The sequence below is a fragment of the Novosphingobium sp. genome, assembly GCF_965229225.1.
In the GTDB taxonomy this organism is placed as follows: Bacteria; Pseudomonadota; Alphaproteobacteria; order Sphingomonadales; family Sphingomonadaceae; genus Novosphingobium.
The window spans coordinates 1,667,955-1,683,511 of the sequence record NZ_OZ245867.1 but is presented as its reverse complement, the minus strand read 5'-3'; the positions used below and the strand labels follow the sequence as shown (position 1 = coordinate 1,683,511).

The 15,557-nt window shown below is 65.8% G+C and carries 12 protein-coding genes and 1 tRNA gene; 7 read left to right on the top strand and 6 right to left on the bottom strand.

Going from position 1 to position 15,557, the window contains the following annotated elements:
- The first annotated feature begins 48 nt into the window (after positions 1-48).
- The 6 genes from ACO06X_RS07595 to ACO06X_RS07570 all read left to right on the top strand — a co-directional run bounded on the left by ACO06X_RS07595 (position 49) and on the right by ACO06X_RS07570 (position 5,113).
- Positions 49-124, top strand: a tRNA-Phe gene (locus ACO06X_RS07595).
- Positions 125-607: 483 nt separating this feature from the next.
- Positions 608-916, top strand: a complete 309-nt coding sequence (locus ACO06X_RS07590) for a DUF6481 family protein (RefSeq protein ID WP_421839323.1) — start codon at positions 608-610, stop codon at positions 914-916.
- Positions 917-919: 3 nt separating this feature from the next.
- On the top strand, positions 920-1,645 hold the full coding sequence (locus ACO06X_RS07585; RefSeq protein ID WP_421839322.1) for a spermidine synthase: 726 nt from the start codon (positions 920-922) through the stop codon (positions 1,643-1,645).
- Between the two features lie 328 nt (positions 1,646-1,973).
- Entirely contained in the window at positions 1,974-2,753 is a 780-nt protein-coding gene (locus tag ACO06X_RS07580; RefSeq protein WP_421839321.1) for an SDR family NAD(P)-dependent oxidoreductase, read from the top strand.
- Between the two features lie 19 nt (positions 2,754-2,772).
- Positions 2,773-3,654, top strand: a complete 882-nt coding sequence (locus tag ACO06X_RS07575) for an enoyl-CoA hydratase/isomerase family protein (protein ID WP_421839320.1) — start codon at positions 2,773-2,775, stop codon at positions 3,652-3,654.
- Positions 3,655-3,997: 343 nt separating this feature from the next.
- Positions 3,998-5,113: an OmpA family protein gene (locus tag ACO06X_RS07570; RefSeq protein WP_421839319.1), complete on the top strand. Its 1,116-nt coding sequence runs from the start codon at positions 3,998-4,000 to the stop codon at positions 5,111-5,113.
- 84 nt (positions 5,114-5,197) lie between these two features.
- Here the strand turns inward: ACO06X_RS07570 and ACO06X_RS07565 are convergent, their stop codons facing one another.
- The 5 genes from ACO06X_RS07565 to bdcA all read right to left on the bottom strand — a co-directional run bounded on the left by ACO06X_RS07565 (position 5,198) and on the right by bdcA (position 12,298).
- A complete protein-coding gene (locus ACO06X_RS07565) occupies positions 5,198-9,475 on the bottom strand; it encodes a CheR family methyltransferase (protein ID WP_421839318.1) in 4,278 nt (1,425 codons plus the stop codon).
- A 246-nt stretch (positions 9,476-9,721) separates the two neighbouring features.
- The gene (locus ACO06X_RS07560; protein ID WP_421839317.1) at positions 9,722-9,913 is read right to left on the bottom strand and encodes a Thivi_2564 family membrane protein; all 192 of its coding nucleotides are present in this window, start codon (positions 9,911-9,913) and stop codon (positions 9,722-9,724) included.
- A 151-nt stretch (positions 9,914-10,064) separates the two neighbouring features.
- Positions 10,065-10,835 (bottom strand): SH3 domain-containing protein, encoded by a 771-nt coding sequence (locus ACO06X_RS07555; protein ID WP_421839316.1) that lies wholly within the window; start codon positions 10,833-10,835, stop codon positions 10,065-10,067.
- A 79-nt stretch (positions 10,836-10,914) separates the two neighbouring features.
- Positions 10,915-11,322 (bottom strand): glycine zipper 2TM domain-containing protein, encoded by a 408-nt coding sequence (locus tag ACO06X_RS07550; RefSeq protein WP_421839315.1) that lies wholly within the window; start codon positions 11,320-11,322, stop codon positions 10,915-10,917.
- A gap of 262 nt (positions 11,323-11,584) precedes the next feature.
- A complete protein-coding gene (bdcA, locus tag ACO06X_RS07545) occupies positions 11,585-12,298 on the bottom strand; it encodes an SDR family oxidoreductase (RefSeq protein WP_421839314.1) in 714 nt (237 codons plus the stop codon).
- Between the two features lie 140 nt (positions 12,299-12,438).
- Between bdcA and ACO06X_RS07540 the strand changes: the two genes are divergently transcribed.
- Positions 12,439-13,338 carry a LysR family transcriptional regulator gene (locus ACO06X_RS07540; protein WP_421839313.1) on the top strand — a complete coding sequence of 300 codons (900 nt, stop codon included), beginning with the start codon at positions 12,439-12,441 and terminating at the stop codon, positions 13,336-13,338.
- A gap of 70 nt (positions 13,339-13,408) precedes the next feature.
- On the opposite strand, the gene ACO06X_RS07535 is transcribed toward ACO06X_RS07540, so the two are convergent.
- Entirely contained in the window at positions 13,409-15,514 is a 2,106-nt protein-coding gene (locus ACO06X_RS07535) for a sodium-translocating pyrophosphatase (RefSeq protein ID WP_421839312.1), read from the bottom strand.
- Between the last annotated feature and the right edge of the window lie 43 nt (positions 15,515-15,557).

Genomic DNA, 15,557 nt, shown 5'->3' with positions numbered 1-15,557 from the left:
GCGCTTCCAACGCGCGGACGAGCCATGTCGGCCCCCCGCGACGGCGATGCCCGGGTAGCTCAGTTGGTAGAGCACGTGACTGAAAATCACGGTGTCGGCGGTTCGACTCCGTCCCCGGGCACCATTGGCCTTCCGCACCGCATTAGTCAGCTGACCCGATATTCCGCGTTCGCTGACGCAATGATATTCATCCCTTCCCCGCATGTCGCCGAAATCTCAGTTTTCACGATTTTGCGACGGTCACGCATGTCCGTGCCAGCCGCCTTTCGCAGGTCCGGCTCCAATCGTCAGAAGCTACAATCCCATCACGCCCCACCGATGTGTTGAGTAGGGCTGGTTGCGAAGGGTCTGGTTTTGAGAACTGGTGGTGCGATGGCTCCCGTTCGCCACCACGCAAGGCCCCAGGCACCTTCTGGTCGATCCCGTTGAACAACAATCCGTGACATAGGCCGAGACACGGCGTAGGGCGCCGCGATGTCGGTGCAGCCACGCCGCCACGCCGGTTGTGTTTGCAGGCGTGGGCGTCGCTCGCCGTCAGATGCATCCTGGCGGATTGCGATCCCATCGCACGGGAGAGCAGGCGCCCCCTTCGGAGACGACCCCGTTTATGGCAGGTTACAAGGAACCCGGGCACGAGGCTCGGCGCGCGGCGGCAGCGTCTGCGCGAGAACAGGCACTCGCAAAACTCAAGGCACGAGCCCCGCTTGATCCCGCAGCGCAGGCAGAACGCATTGCCGCGGCCAAGGCGCGTGAGGAAATGCAGGCCGAAAAGCGCGCGTTGCTCGCCGCGAAAAAGGCGCAGGAACTTGCCGAGAAGGCTGATCGCGCTGCCAAGGTAGCGCCTGCCCTTACCGAAGCGGAGCGCAAGGCGGCTCGGGACGCAAAGTATGCGGCCCGCAAGGCACGCAAGAAGTAGCGCTTGAAGCATCTTGCCAGCGCCAACGGCCTATCCGCTTTGAATGCCGGCGAGCACCTCGTCGACACCGCTTTCGTTCCGGATGGGAGCAGGCTCCGCCTCATCCGGAATGGGACTGATTTCGCGATCCTGCTCGACGACAATGAACTGATGAGCACCGACCTTTCGGCCTCGGAAGGTGTGCTCGCCAGCGCGGTCTGCGCCGAACTCGGCGGCCGCGCCCCGCTTCATATGCTCATCGGCGGCTACGGCATGGGCTATACGCTGCGATCCGCGCTCCGGGTGCTCGGCAGCGATGCTGAAGTGACGGTTGCGGAAATCGTGCCGAAGATCGTCGAGTGGGCGAAAGGGCCCATGGCGTGCATCACCGATGGGTGTCTCGATGACCCGCGTGTGCAACTGGTACAGGACGACGTTGCCTTTTTGATTGAATCCGCGGCGCAAGGTTACGATTGCATCCTGCTTGACGTCGACAACGGACCGGAAGGCCTCACGCGCCGGGCGAATGATTGGCTCTATTCCCGGGAAGGGGTAGCGGCCGCATGGTCTGCTTTGAAGGACGGCGGAATTCTCGGCGTCTGGTCTGCATCGCACGACGACAGATTTGCTGGAGCACTTGCCCGCAGTGGCTTCGCGGTCACGGTGATCGAGACCGATCGGGGGCCGGGTTCGTCCCCGCCCGGGCGAGACGAACAGCATGTGATCATAATGGCAGTCAAGCGCAGGTAATGGCTAGCCTCGCGAAGTTTCCGAGGCTGTCATGTGGTTGCTTTCGGATCGTTCGCCGTTGGCAGCAGTCGGGTGCTGGACGGCGCGTCGAAAATCGACTGAATGGCCGGACCGGCTCGGATTGAGCCAGTCCGGACCGCCCTCAAAGGCCTGAATTCAAGATCGCAGTCAGACCGCAGAAAAATGGACGCGAAAGCAGATGCGCGTGGCTGCGACCTCGACAACGGCCATGTTTTCACTAGCACTTTGGACAAGTGGACTAGCTCGGGCTGGTGGAGGACCCTCCCGGGCAATGCGGCCGCCGAGTGCCAATTGAGGAAGCATCGCAATGCCTTACCAGCCCTTCGACCTTAGCGGGAAAGTAGCGCTTGTGACCGGGGGGAACGGCGGCATCGGCCTCGGCATGGCGGAGGCTCTCGCGCAGGCCGGGGCGTCCGTTGTTATCTGGGGAACGAACCCGGCCAAGAATGCTGCAGCGAAGATCAGGCTGGAGGAAACCGGAGCGCGCATCGCCTGCGAGATCGTGGACGTTTCGGACGAACACGCGGTGTGCGCGGCGATGGAAAAGGCGGTCGCCGAATTCGGCCGTGTCGATACGGTCGTGGCCAATGCCGGCGTTGGCGGTGGGGCTCCGTTCGACGAGTTTCCGACCGAGCAATGGCGCAAGGTCATGGCGGTCAATCTGGACGGCGTGTTCTTTACGCTGCGCGAGGCATGCAAGCATATGAAGGCGCGCGCCGAAGCGGGCGATCCGGGGGGATCGCTGGTAGCGATCTCGTCGACTTCGGCCATCCACGGCGCGGCGCGCAACCAGGCTTATGGCGCTGCCAAGGGAGCGCTGTGTTCGCTTGTTCGGGCAACCGCTGTCGAGTTTGCCCGCTACGGCGTGCGCGCCAATGCGGTGCTTCCGGGCTGGACGGTCAGCGAAATGACCGAAGCCGCGCAGGCGAACGAGAAGTTCAACCGGCAGGTGATTTCGCGCGTGCCGTTCCGGCAATGGATCGAGCCTGAGGATTTCGGCGGGATCGCGGTCTACCTCGCCTCCGATGCATCGCGGTTCCACACCGGAGACAGCATCGTCCTTGATGGCGGGTACACGATCTATTGACCGAACTGGAGTTGCCCCGATGGAAGATGCGCCCCTTTCTCTGGTGCTGAGCGACACGCCGCAGGCCGGTATCCGCCGGCTCACGCTGAACCGTCCGGAGAAGCGCAACGCGCTCTCGAATGCCCTCAGGACCGAGCTGTTCGCGGCGCTCGAAGAGGCCGACAAGGACCCCGAGGTTCGGGTGATCATCCTGCGGGGGGCCGGGGCCTGCTTTTCCGCCGGTTATGACCTTTCGCCGGAGGCCGGCATGCAGGAGCCGCCCTATTACACCGCAGGCGGCGCGGGCTTCTGGCCGCGGCACGTCGTCGAGGGGGTGTTCCGGATCTGGGATCTGGCGAAACCCGTTGTTGCACAGGTTCACGGCTGGTGCCTTGCCGGGGCGACGGAGCTCGCAACGGCCTGCGACCTCATTTACCTGAGCGAGGACGCGCAGATCGGCTACCCGCCGGTGCGCGGCATGAGCCCGCCCGATACCCAGTTCCATCCGTGGCTGTGCGGCCTCCGCTCGGCGATGGAGCAGATGCTGACCGGGGATTCGCTGTCTGCCCAGGAAGCGGTGCGCGTGGGCTTTGCCAACCGGGTGTTCCCTGCCGATGAGCTTGAAGGCGAAGTCCTCAAGATCGCGGAGCGGATCGCGAAGATCCCGCCCGAGGTCCAGCAGATCAACAAGCGATCGGTACACCGCGCGATGGAAGCGATGGGGCTGCGCTCTGCGATCCGTGCGGGCACGGAAATGCAGGCCTTGGCGATGACCACGGAAGCTTCCCGGCAGACCTTCGCCGGCTTCCGCGCTGGTGACGTCCGCGGTGCGCTCGATGCTCGCGATCGGTCTTTCGGAGATTACCGCACGTCGGCCCCGGCTAGCGCTGCAATCGCAAAGGCGCCCGCTGAAACGAAATAAGCGAACGGGCTAGGCTATCGCGAATCGTCGCCCGCGCTAAGCGGTCAGCGTTCAGCCTTTCCTTGATGGCATGATCCCCGGGTCCGCAGGGCTGGTTGCCCCGCCATGGGTATATTCCGAAGCTGTGCCCGGCCGCGCTGGCGGGCTACCCAGCATTCGACGTCGGCAATCGCCCGCGCCCCTAAACCAAGAAAACCCGATCTTCACGGCCAGGTTGTTCGAGCCGCCCCGGCCTCTGCCGGGCTGTCGGCCCTGTTCGTCGTCGGCCTGCTGCAGATCCAGATCCCCCCCTCTTACCCTGTGGCCGCATCTTGCGGCCTCACCAAAAAAGAACGGATACTTCATGAGGAAAATTCTCGTCGGCCTGATGCTGGCCACCAGTGCGCTCGGCACTAGCGCCTATGCCTCCGATGCCGGGCCCTACATCACCCTGGAAGGTGGCGCGGTAAAGCAGCAGCGCTCGGATGTCAGTGGCCCAGGGGGCTATGAGCACACGGATCGGTTCAAGACCGGCTGGGAAGCCGGCGGCGCGATCGGTTATGATTTCGGCCATTTCCGGCTTGAGGCGGAAGGGTTTTATGCCCGTTCGAAGCTGCGCACCCAGACGCGCCCGGTCGGAACCCCGCTGCCGAATGGCGAATACACCTCGAATGGCAATCTCTCTGGCGAGACCAGCACTTGGGCCGGCATGGCTAACGCGCTCGTCGGTCTCGGCCATTGGGGCGGGATCAAGGCCTATGCCGGTGGCGGTGTCGGCTATGCCCGGACGCGGCTCGCGGAGAACCTGCCTGGCGCGGTATCGCTCAACGATCGCGCGCATGGCTTTGCCTGGCAGGCGCTCGCCGGGCTGACGGTGCCGCTCGGCCGCAATGTCGATTTCGGCGTAAAGTACCGCTACTTCCGCCCCGATGGCGCAGATACGTTCCTCGCCGCCGATGGCTTCTCGCGGAAGGCCGACCTGCGCTCGCATTCGTTGCTCGCAACGCTCACGTTCAGCTTCGGCAGCCCCGCAGTCGAACCGGAACCCGAGGCAGCTCCGCCGCCGCCCCCGCCGCCGATGATGGCGCCGCCTCCTCCGCCCCCGCCGCCTCCGCCGCCGGTGGTTACCTGCAACCGCGGCCCGTTCATCGTGTTCTTCGATTGGGACATGTCGGACATCTCGCCCGAAGCGGCCAGCGTGCTGGACAACGCGGTGCAGGCCTATGGCAACTGCTCCAACGTCGCCATCATGCTCGCCGGCCACACCGACAGTTCGGGCTCCTCGAAGTACAACCTCGGTCTCTCGTCACGCCGCGACAGCGCCGTGCAGAGCTACCTGACCGGGCATGGCATCGCCTCTGGTGCGATCACCAGCCAGGCCTTCGGTGAGACCCAGCAGCGGGTGCCCACGGCTGACGGCGTTCGCGAAGTGCAGAACCGCCGCGTGGAGATCAGCTACGGTCCGGGTTCGGGCTTCTGATCGCACAGGTTGCAACCGGCCTTCGGGCCCGGACATGGGGTCGGCAGAGATGCCGGCCCCATTCGCCGTTGCGCCGGCCGGGGATCAGCTTTCGATCATGAGGACCTTGCGGGCGAGTTCGGGCAGCGAACGCACGCCCATGCGGTGCATGATTTCGGCGCGGTGATTCTCGACCGTGCGCTGGCTGATGCCGAGGTCCGCCGCGATGTTCTTGCTGGGCTCGCCCGCAAGGACCATCTCCATAACTTCCTTCTGCCGCGTGGTGAGCGCGGCAAAGCAGGCTGCCGCTTCGGCCTGCGCGATATCGGCGATGCGGATCGTGTGCGACTGCTCTGCCGCGCGGTCGATGCTCTCCATCAGCGCATCGCGCCCCACCGGCTTGGTGATGAAATCGCAGGCACCGGCGCGCATCGCCGCCACCGCAAGGCCGATGTCGCCATCGCCGGTGATGAGAATGACCGGCAAGTGATCCCCCCGCGCGCGCAGTTCGCCCAGCAGGCCGATGCCGCTCAGCCCCGGCAGATGCGCATCGACCAGCAGGCACCCCGGCCGCCCCGCGCGGTAGACCGCGAGAAAGTCCTCGGCACTGGTGAAGTCCTGCACTTCGCGGCCATGCGCGGTGAGCAGATCGCGGATCGCTTCGCAGACATGCGGCTCGTCGTCGATCACATAAGTCACCGGCACGACTTGCGGGGTGTGGCCCGGCGGCATGGCGATGACCGGGGCCGGCGCCGGTGGGCACAGCGATTCCACCGCGCGCAGCAGCGCTGCCGGGTTTACCGGCTTCTTGAGATGGATGCAGTTCGCCTCGGCAATGCTGTCGCGCGCGGCGGTGGAGATATCGCCGGTAAGCACGATAGCGGGAAGCGGGCGGTGCAGCCGCGATCTGAGCGCCATGAGCAGGTCCACCCCGCTCTGGCCTGAAGGCAGGTTGTAGTCGGTCAGCAGGATATCGGGGCGGATCGCACCTCCTGAGACCAAGCGCAGCGCTTCCGTCCCATTGGCGGCACAGCTCACCATGTGTCCGTTATCCCGCAGCAGCTGCGCGACGAGATCGAGCAGATCGGGATCATCCTCGACCACCATGATCGCCGAGGGACGCGCGATTGGAGCGGATCCGGGGTCCGGAACCGGCTCGCCCGGGGGCGATGGAGGCAGGCGGGTCTCGCCTTTGCGCAAGGGAACGGTGATCGCGAAGACCGATCCGCGCCCCGGCACCGAACGGACATCGACGGGATGGCGCAGCAGCCGCCCCAGCCGGCGCACGATAGAGAGGCCAAGCCCCAGCCCGAGACCGCTCTCGCGCGCGGGGTTGTCGACCTGGTGAAATTCCTCGAAGATGCTTTCAAGCTGCGAGGCCTCGATGCCGATGCCGGTATCCCACACCTCGATGCGCAAGGTCTCACCGCGCCGCCGGCAGCCCAGCAGGATGCGCCCGGTGCGCGTGTACTTGACCGCATTGCCAAGGAGATTGCGCACCATCTGCTCGAGCAGGCGCGGATCGCTTTCGATCCAGGCAGAGCTTGGCATGAACCGCAGCGAGAGATCGCGCGCTTCGGTGAGCGCGAGGAACTCGCCGTGCAGGCGGCCGAGCATCTCGCCCGCCGGGAACACCACGGTTTCGGGCTGCACCGCGCCCGCCTCGATCTGGCTGATGTTGAGCAGCACGTCGAGCATGCCGGAAAGCGCGCCCAGCGTCTTGTCGAAGCGCGCCATGAGTTCGGCCGCGCGTTCGCCGGTGAAGTTGGGGGCAAGGAAGTCCTTGAGCAGCGCAAGCGCCTGCAGCGGCTGGCGCAGATCGTGGCTTGCCGCAGCAAGAAAGCGAGATTTGGCGGCGTTGGCGCGCTCGGCCTCGAGCTTGGCTTCCTCCAGCGCCGAGGTGACGTGCTTGCGATCGGTGATATCGGCAAAGGTGATCACCACGCCTTCGATGCGGCTGTCGTGCGCCCGGTAGGGGAAGATGCGGCGCACGTACCAGGTATCGCCGGGGGCATGCACCTCGCGCTCGATCGTGGCCTCGTTGTCGAGCACGCGCTGCGCATCGGCGAGAAGTTCGGGGTCATCGGCAATCGGTCTGAGATCTGCCAGAGGCCGCCCGACATCGCTGGCGATCACGTTGTAGAGCGGGCTGATCGCAGGGGTGAACAGGCGGATGCGCAAGGCCGCATCGAGGAACATCGTGCCGACATTGGTGCTGAACAGCACGTTCTGGAGATCGTCCGAGGCGAGCCGTTGACGGTCGAGCGTTTCCTGCAGCTGGCTGTTGAGCGCGGTCAGCACCTCGTTGAGCGATTGCAGCTCCTCCTTCGAGGTGAGCAGCTCCTCGTTGGTCGACTGGAACTCCTCGTTGACCGAAAGCGCCTCCTCGTTGATCGCCTTCTGCTCCTGGCCCGCGATCTCGCGCTCGTGGATCGCGGCCTGCAACTCGGCGTGCGCATCGACCAGCTCGCGTTCGAGTTCGGCGATGCGGCTGGCCTGCTCCGGGGCGAGGTCTGCGTGCGGGGCACCGTTGGCCGCCGGCCGTTCGGCAAAGCAGACGAGGATCAGCTGTTCCGCAGTATCAAGCAGCAGTTCGACGGTGATGGCGAAATCGACCTGCGCGCCATCGATCGTCAGTCGCACTGTGCCGCCATCGACGCGTGGTTCATCGCGGCTGACACGCCGGATCGCCTGGCGCAGCCGCGTTCTCAGGGTCGGAGAGGCCATGCCGAGCAGATCCTGCGTGGGATACCCGGGCGTCACCCGAAGAAACCGGTGCGTCGGCCCCATCGAGAAGAGGCATTCGCTCTGCTGGTTGACGAGTACCGCGGCAGGCGCGTGATTGGCGAGCACGGCCCGGTTGCAGATCTCCGCGAGGCTGCGGCGCACAGCGGGCGATTCGTTTCCGGCGGTGGCCAGCATGGGCAGCTTGCCATCAAAGCTCAGGGGAAAACCCGGCTCACCCGGTCGAGTCCGCGCGACGTGGCGGTAGCAGCATTCGGCGCGGGCCACCGGCGCGAAGCGGGGGTCGGGCTTGGCGATCGTCTCCGCTGTGCCAAGCAGGAGGAAGCCGCCTTCCTTGAGCGCGAAATGGAACAGTGAAATGATCCGGCCTTGCGCCGCCGCATCAAGGTAGATCAGCAGGTTGCGGCAGGAGATGAGATCGAGACGCGAGAACGGCGGATCGCTGAGCACGTCCTGCACCGAGAACACGACATGGTGGCGCAGCGCCGGGACGACGCGGTAGCCGGTATCCTCCTCGGTGAAGTAGCGCGCCAGCCGCTCGGGCGAGACCACCGCTGCGATATCGTGCGAATAGAGCCCTTCGCGCGCGGCGGCGATGGCATCGGGGTCGAGGTCGGAGGCGAAGATCTGCAGCTTGAGATCGCGCCGCGCGCCGGCGAGCGCATCGTGGCAGACCATCGCGATCGAATAGGCTTCCTCGCCGGTGCTGCAACCGGCCACCCAGATGCGCAGCGCCTGCCCGGGCTCCAGCCGTTCGATCAGCTCGGGCAGGATCTCGGTCTCGAAACTTTCGAAGACCTTGGGGTCCCGGAAGAAGCTGGTCACGTTGATGAGGAGGTCGCTCGCGAGCAGCGCGCACTCTTCCGCATCGCCGCGCAGCCGCTCGGCGTAGGCCGCCATGTCGCCTGCGGTCATCGCCAGCAGCGCCATGCGCCGCGTGATCCGCCGGGTGATCGTCCCGGGCTTGTAGTGGCTGAAGTCCTGCCCGGTCGTTTGTTTGAGCGCGGCGAGGATCGCGGCAAGGCCGGCAGAGGTATCGAGCTGGGGCTGCACGCTGGCGATGAAGCCGGGGCGGGTGACGCGGGCGGCAAAGGCGATCAGCGCTTCGGGCATGGCCGCCACCGGCAGCACGGCATCGACGAGCGCGGTATCGATTGCGGCCTGCGGCATGCCCGGATGTTCGGCCTCGGCCGGGGTCTGGGCCAGGATCATCCCGCCCGCCCCGTGCAGCGCGGGGATGCTGTGGCAGCCATCGCCGCCGGTACCGGACAGGATGACGGCAGCGCTCTGGCTCCCGCACGAGGCGGCGAGCGAGCGGATCAGCCAGTCCAGCGGCAGGCGCGCGCCATGTCCGGCCTCGGGCGCGGAAAGGCGCAAGGTTCCTGCACGCACCGAAAGGTAGCGGCCGGGGGGGATGACATAGACGTGATCGGGCACCAGCGGCCGGCCATGCACGGCTTCGACCACTGGCATCGCAGTGTGTTCGGCCAGCAGTTCCACCATCAGGCTCTTGTGGTGCGGATCGAGGTGCTGGACGACAATGAAGGCCATGCCGGTCGCCGCTGGCAGCGCATCGAACAGGCGCGAGGTTGCCTCAAGCCCGCCCGCCGAAGCGCCGATCGCGATGATCGGGAGCACCGCGCGGGGTGGCAGGTCTTTCCTCTGTGGTGGTCGGCTTGCAACGTGCGGCGGGCTTACCACCGCAGGAACGAGGCGGCAGACCTCCTGCGCCGGAGGCACTGGCCATAAACTCTCTGCGTCATCTCGTGCCCTTCGTGATGACGGTGCCTAACACACCTCGTCAGCACTCACCCCATCGCAAATGGCGCGAGCCACCGGCCGGTTGGCCGATGGCTCTGCTTTTCTTGTTCGGCGCGGCAGCGTTCAGCCGCCGACGCGGATCGCACCCAGCGAAGTGAGCAGGCCGAACGCCTGCAGTAGCCACAAGACCACCGCGATGACCACGACCGCGTTGAGGATGGATTTGATCTTGCCGTCCATGGGCAGGTAATTGTTGATCAGCCAGAGAATGACCCCGACCACGACCAGAATGACGATGAGATTGATCAGTGACATAGCGTGATACTCTTGCAAGGTGCCCTGCAATCAGGCCCGTAGTGTTTGGCAAGACCGTGCCGGAACTTCGCCGCAGCATAGGTTCCGGCACGCTCCCGTGTGACTTGGCCCGATTTTGCGGGAGGGGAGGCACTATCGAGCCAAGACGCAGTCAGGGTTGGGGCTGCCTCGCAGCCTCGGCTGAGGTGGAGGCCTTCTCAGGGCCCTGTGCAGCGCGGGCGCTGCCTCCATTGAAGTTGTTCGGCCCGGCGTTGGGCCCCATCTGGCGATCAGGCTGCGCCGCGCTGCTGCCATGTTCGGGAAACCGATAAGGCTCTGCGCTGTACCGCGACATGTCCGGAGCGCTGCGTCTGTCCTCAACCGCGCGGGTGCGGCGCTGTTGTTCCTCGATCTGCCGGTTATCGCCGTGAAGATCCTGGCCATGCTGGCCTTCGGTCCGCCGCCGATCGTGCCTTCGTCCGCTATTGCGATCGGAGCCCCAGTCCCGGCGCTTCTCGCGCTCGCCCCACTCCGGGCGATAGGCGTTGTCGTATTGCGACTGCCACCGCTGGCGCTGGCCATAGAACGGCCGGCCGCGATAGTGGTTGTCCCAATAGGAGCCGAATGCAAACGAGATGATGCCCACGCCCATGTTGGCCCCGACGCCGCGGCGGCGGCCAGCATACTGGATGCGAAGGGCTTCGCCCGCGATCCAGCCGCGATTGGCCCGGTAGGTGACATCGCACCAAGTCCAGTCACGCAGGCAGCCGTGTACATTGACCATCGTGCCGCGGCGCACCGTGCGCACGGTGGGATAATCGCGCAGCGGTCCGGAATAGAGCCGCGTTGAAACGGCGGTGTAGCCGCGCATGGTTTGCGCCGTGGCACCGGTCAGCGGCACGGCGGCGGCAACCAGCGCTGCCAAAGTGAGGATCGAGCGCATCAACAGGGCTCCCTTCTTGATCTATCAGGCAGTAGTGAGCAGCGCGCGGCGGCTTTACGCGCCGCGCTGCGGGGGCCGTTCAGCGGCAGCGGACATTGCGCCCACGATCGATCTGGCGGCCAGCAACGCCGCCGACAACGGCGCCAAGCACGGTGCCGAGCGCTTCGGACCCGCCGGGAGCGATCACGTTGCCCAGCATTCCGCCGCCGATCGCGCCGATCACAAGGCCGGTGGTTCCATCGGAGCGGCGGCAATAATAGCGTCCGTCGTTTCCGCGATAGATCCGCTCGTTGTTGTCCATCCGCCGTTCGCGATAGCGGCTGGAATCCTTGCGGTAGTAGCGATTGGCCTCATAGCCGCCGTAGCTCGGATCTGGGCGGTTGTAGTCGTAGTTGCTCCACTGCGAGTTCATGGGTTCGGGGCCGCCATATTGGGCGCATCCGGCAAGGAGGCCGGAGGCGGCGATGGCCATCAGGATTGTACGCATGGGCTGTGCTTCCTTGTGCAGCGAGCCGGACGGAGCGGGTTGCACCGACCGGACGTCACATGGGACCCATCAAACTTAGAAGCCTCCCGCCAGCGCGACAGGATCGGAAACTACCCACGCGGCGCTCTGCAATCCCCGCTGCAAGGGGGCCGCCCGCGCGTATATTCCGCAAGCGGAGCGCGAGGCTCCACGCGGGGCACCGTGCAGAAACGGGGCACCATTGAAGGCACCCCGTTCGTGACATGGCATGATAATCGTCCGTTCAGGCGCCGAAGCCGCCGTCGATGGTTTGCAGCGATCCGGTGATCATCGCGCCGTGGGGGCCGGCAAGATAGGCGGTCAGTTCGGCAATCTCGTTTGGCCGGGCGTGGCGCTTGATCGCCATGAAGCTGTGCATCGTCGCGGCCATGGGCCCTTCGGCCGGGTTCATGTCGCTGTCGGTCGGGCCCGGCTGGATGCTGTTCACGGTGATGCCGCGATCCCCGAAATCACGCGCGAGGCCGCGCACCATGCCCTGCACGGCAGACTTGGTCATGGCATAGGCCGCACCGCCCGCGAAGGGCATCCGGTCGCCATTGACCGAGCCGATCACGATGATGCGCCCGTTTTCGTTCATGCGCCGCGCGGCTTCCACCGCCGCGTGATAGGGCGCGCGGATGTTGACGTCGATCATGTGGTCGATGGCGTCCGGATCGAGCGTGAGCGGATCACCCATTACGAGGGTGCCGGCGTTGATCACCAGCACATCGAGCGGCCCACGGCTGGCAATCGTGGCGGCCAGCGCATCGCGGTCGGCGCTGTTGGCCTGGATCGCTTCCGCCCCGGTCTCGGCGGCCAGAGCTTCGGCGGCATCGCGCGATCCGGCATAAGTAAAGGCGGTGGCGGCACCGCTCGCGGCGAAGCGGCGCACGATCGCGGCGCCGATGCCCCGGCTGCCGCCGAGGATGAGGGCGGTCTTTGCGGCAAGATCAGTCATGGTCAGTCTCCTTGTTGTGGGGGGGCAGAGCGACCGGACATCCGGTCTGCGTGGCCCCTCTGCTGGACCTGAAGATGCCGATGATGCATCGTTCGCACTAGCCGCCCGATCCGGGTTCTTGCTGACGGAATAGCCGAACGATGATGAAGCTCGATGGCGTTGCCGCGTTCGTCACCACGGTCGATGCAGGCTCGATCAGTGCGGCGGCGCGGCGGCTCGGCCTTGCCAAGTCGGTGGTCAGCGAGCGGCTGGCCGAGCTGGAGCGAACGCTGGGCGCGACGCTGATCCAGCGCTCGACGCGCCGCCTTGCGCTCACCAACAGCGGCGAGACCTTTCTGCCCCGAGCCCAGCGCATCCTGCGCGAGATGGAAGCCGCCGCCTCGGAACTCGATGCGACCAGCGGCAAGCTCGCCGGTCCGCTGCGGCTTTCCGCGCCGGTCGGCTTCGGCACACTGCACCTGGGGCCGGCGCTGGCCCGCTTTCTTCAGGACCACCCCGATATCGAGCTCTCGCTGGAACTTGATGATGCCTTCGTCGATGCGGCGACAGGCGGGTTTGATGCCGTGCTGCGTCATGGTGCGATCGGGGACGGGCGACTGATCGCGCGGCGGCTGGCCTCCAGCCGCCGCCTGCTGGTGGCCGCGCCGGACTATCTGGCTGAGCATGGCGTGCCCGCAAGCCTCGCCGATCTCGAGGCGCATCGCGGCATCCTCTACGCCAACCGCTCGGGCGACTGGCGCTTTGCCACGGGGCACGGCTGGACGGTGGTCCGCCCGCGCCCGGCGCTCAGGGTCAATAACGGGCTGGTGATGCGCGATGCCGCGCTTGCCGGTCTGGGCCTTGCCCTGCTGCCCACTTTCTTCGTCCACGAAGAACTGCGACGCGGCGCGCTGGTTGAAGTGAACCCCGGTTGGCCGGCGGAAGGGGCCGAATTGTTCCTCACTTATCCGCGTGATCATGGCGCATCGGCCAAGATTCGCGCGCTGGGCGATTGCCTGCGCCGCACCTTCGGCGATCCGCCCTACTGGGAAGCGACCTGACCGCAGTCTGGCACAAAAAAAGCCCCTCCGGTGAGGGAGGGGCTTCGAGGCTTTTCAGATCAGTGTTGGCTCAATGGCCAACGTGCGTTGCCAGCGCTGCGAGCAGCAGCAGGGCGACGATGTTGGTGATCTTGATCATCGGGTTCACGGCGGGGCCGGCGGTGTCCTTGTAGGGATCGCCCACCGTGTCACCGGTGACAGCGGCCTTGTGGGCTTCGCTGCCCTTGCCGCCGTGGTTGCCGTCTTCGATGTACTTCTTGGCGTTGTCCCATGCGCCGCCGCCCGAGGTCATCGAGATGGCGACGAAGAGGCCGGAGACGATCACGCCGAGGAGCAGGGCACCCAGCGCGGCGAAGCCGTTGGCCGGGCCTGCGACGGCGGCGATCACGAAGTACACCACGATCGGTGCGAGCACCGGCAGCAGCGACGGGATGATCATTTCCTTGATCGCAGCCTTGGTGACGAGATCGACGGTCCGCGCGTAGTCCGGCTTCACATCGTAGGTCATGATGCCGGGGTTTTCGCGGAACTGGTCGCGCACGTCCTTCACCACGTCGCCAGCGGCGCGGCCCACGGCGGTCATGCCCATGGCTCCGAAGAGATAGGGCAGGAGCGCGCCGAGCAGGAGGCCGACGATGACGTAGGGGTTTTCGAGGCTGAACGACACGTTGAGATCGGGGAAGAACTCTCTGAGGTCGGTCGTGTAGGTGGCGAAGAGCACCAGCGCGGCAAGGCCTGCCGAGCCGATGGCATAGCCCTTGGTGACGGCCTTGGTGGTGTTGCCCACCGCATCGAGCGCGTCGGTCTTTTCACGGACCGAATCGTCGAGGCCGGCCATTTCGGCGATGCCGCCGGCGTTGTCGGTAACGGGTCCGTAAGCGTCCAGCGCGACGACCATGCCGGCCAGCGCCAGCATCGCGGTAGCAGCATAGGCAATGCCCATGAGGCCGGCGAGCTTGAAGGCGATGATGATGCCCGCGCAGATCACGAGCGTGGGCATGGCGGTCGATTCAAGGCTGATGGCGAGGCCCTGGATCACGTTGGTGCCGTGGCCGGTTTCCGAAGCCTTGGCGATCGAGCGGACCGGGCGGTAGTTGGTGCCGGTGTAGTATTCCGTGATCCAGATGATCACGCCGGTGATGACGAGACCGAGGAAGGCGCAATAGAACAGGATGCGGCCGGTGTAGGCCTGATCCCCGATGGGCGCTTCCATATCGCCGCCGAGGCTGTGGCTGATCGCCCACCAGATGGCAGGGACGGAGAGCACGGCGGTGACCAGGAAGCCCTTGTACATCGCGCCCATGATGTTCTTGCCGCCACCGAGGCGGACAAAGTATGTGCCGATGATCGAGGTGACGATGCAGACGCCACCGATGAGCAGCGGCATCGCCATGAGATCGATCAGGTTGCTGGCGTTCTTGAGGAGGAGCGCGGTGAGGATCATCGTCGCGCCGACGGTGACGACGTAGGTCTCGAACAAGTCGGCGGCCATGCCGGCGCAGTCACCCACGTTATCGCCCACGTTGTCCGCGATCACGGCGGGGTTGCGTGGGTCATCTTCGGGGATCCCGGCTTCGACCTTGCCGACGAGATCGGCGCCGACGTCTGCGGCCTTGGTGAAGATGCCGCCGCCGAGGCGCGCGAAGATCGAGATGAGCGAGGCGCCGAACGCGAGGCCGGTGAGGGCGAGGACCACGGTGCGGTCTTCACCGCCGACGCTGTAGCCGCCGGGGCCGGTGAGATACCAGAACAGGCCCGCAATCGCGAGGAGCGCAAGGCCGGCTACGAGCATGCCGGTGATCGCGCCCGCGCGGAAGGCGAGCGTGAGGCCGGCCTGCAGGCCCGTCTGCGCGGCGGCAGCGGTGCGCACGTTGGCACGGACCGAAATGTTCATGCCGATGAACCCGGCGACGCCCGAGAGGACGGCACCGATGACGAAGCCTGCGGCCGAGATGGGCCCGAGCGCGGCAGCGACGATGACGGCCATGATCACGCCGACGATGGCGATCGTGGTATACTGGCGCTTCAGGTAAGCTTGCGCGCCCTCCTGAATGGCGGCAGCGATTTCCTGCATCTTGGCATTGCCGGCCGGTGCGCCGAGCACCTGCTGGCTGGTGACGAAGCCATAGATGATGGCCACGACCCCCAATACGATTGCGGTTACGGTTAAACTCACAACAGACACCCCCTTTATTGACCGGCCTTTTTCGGCCGGTACC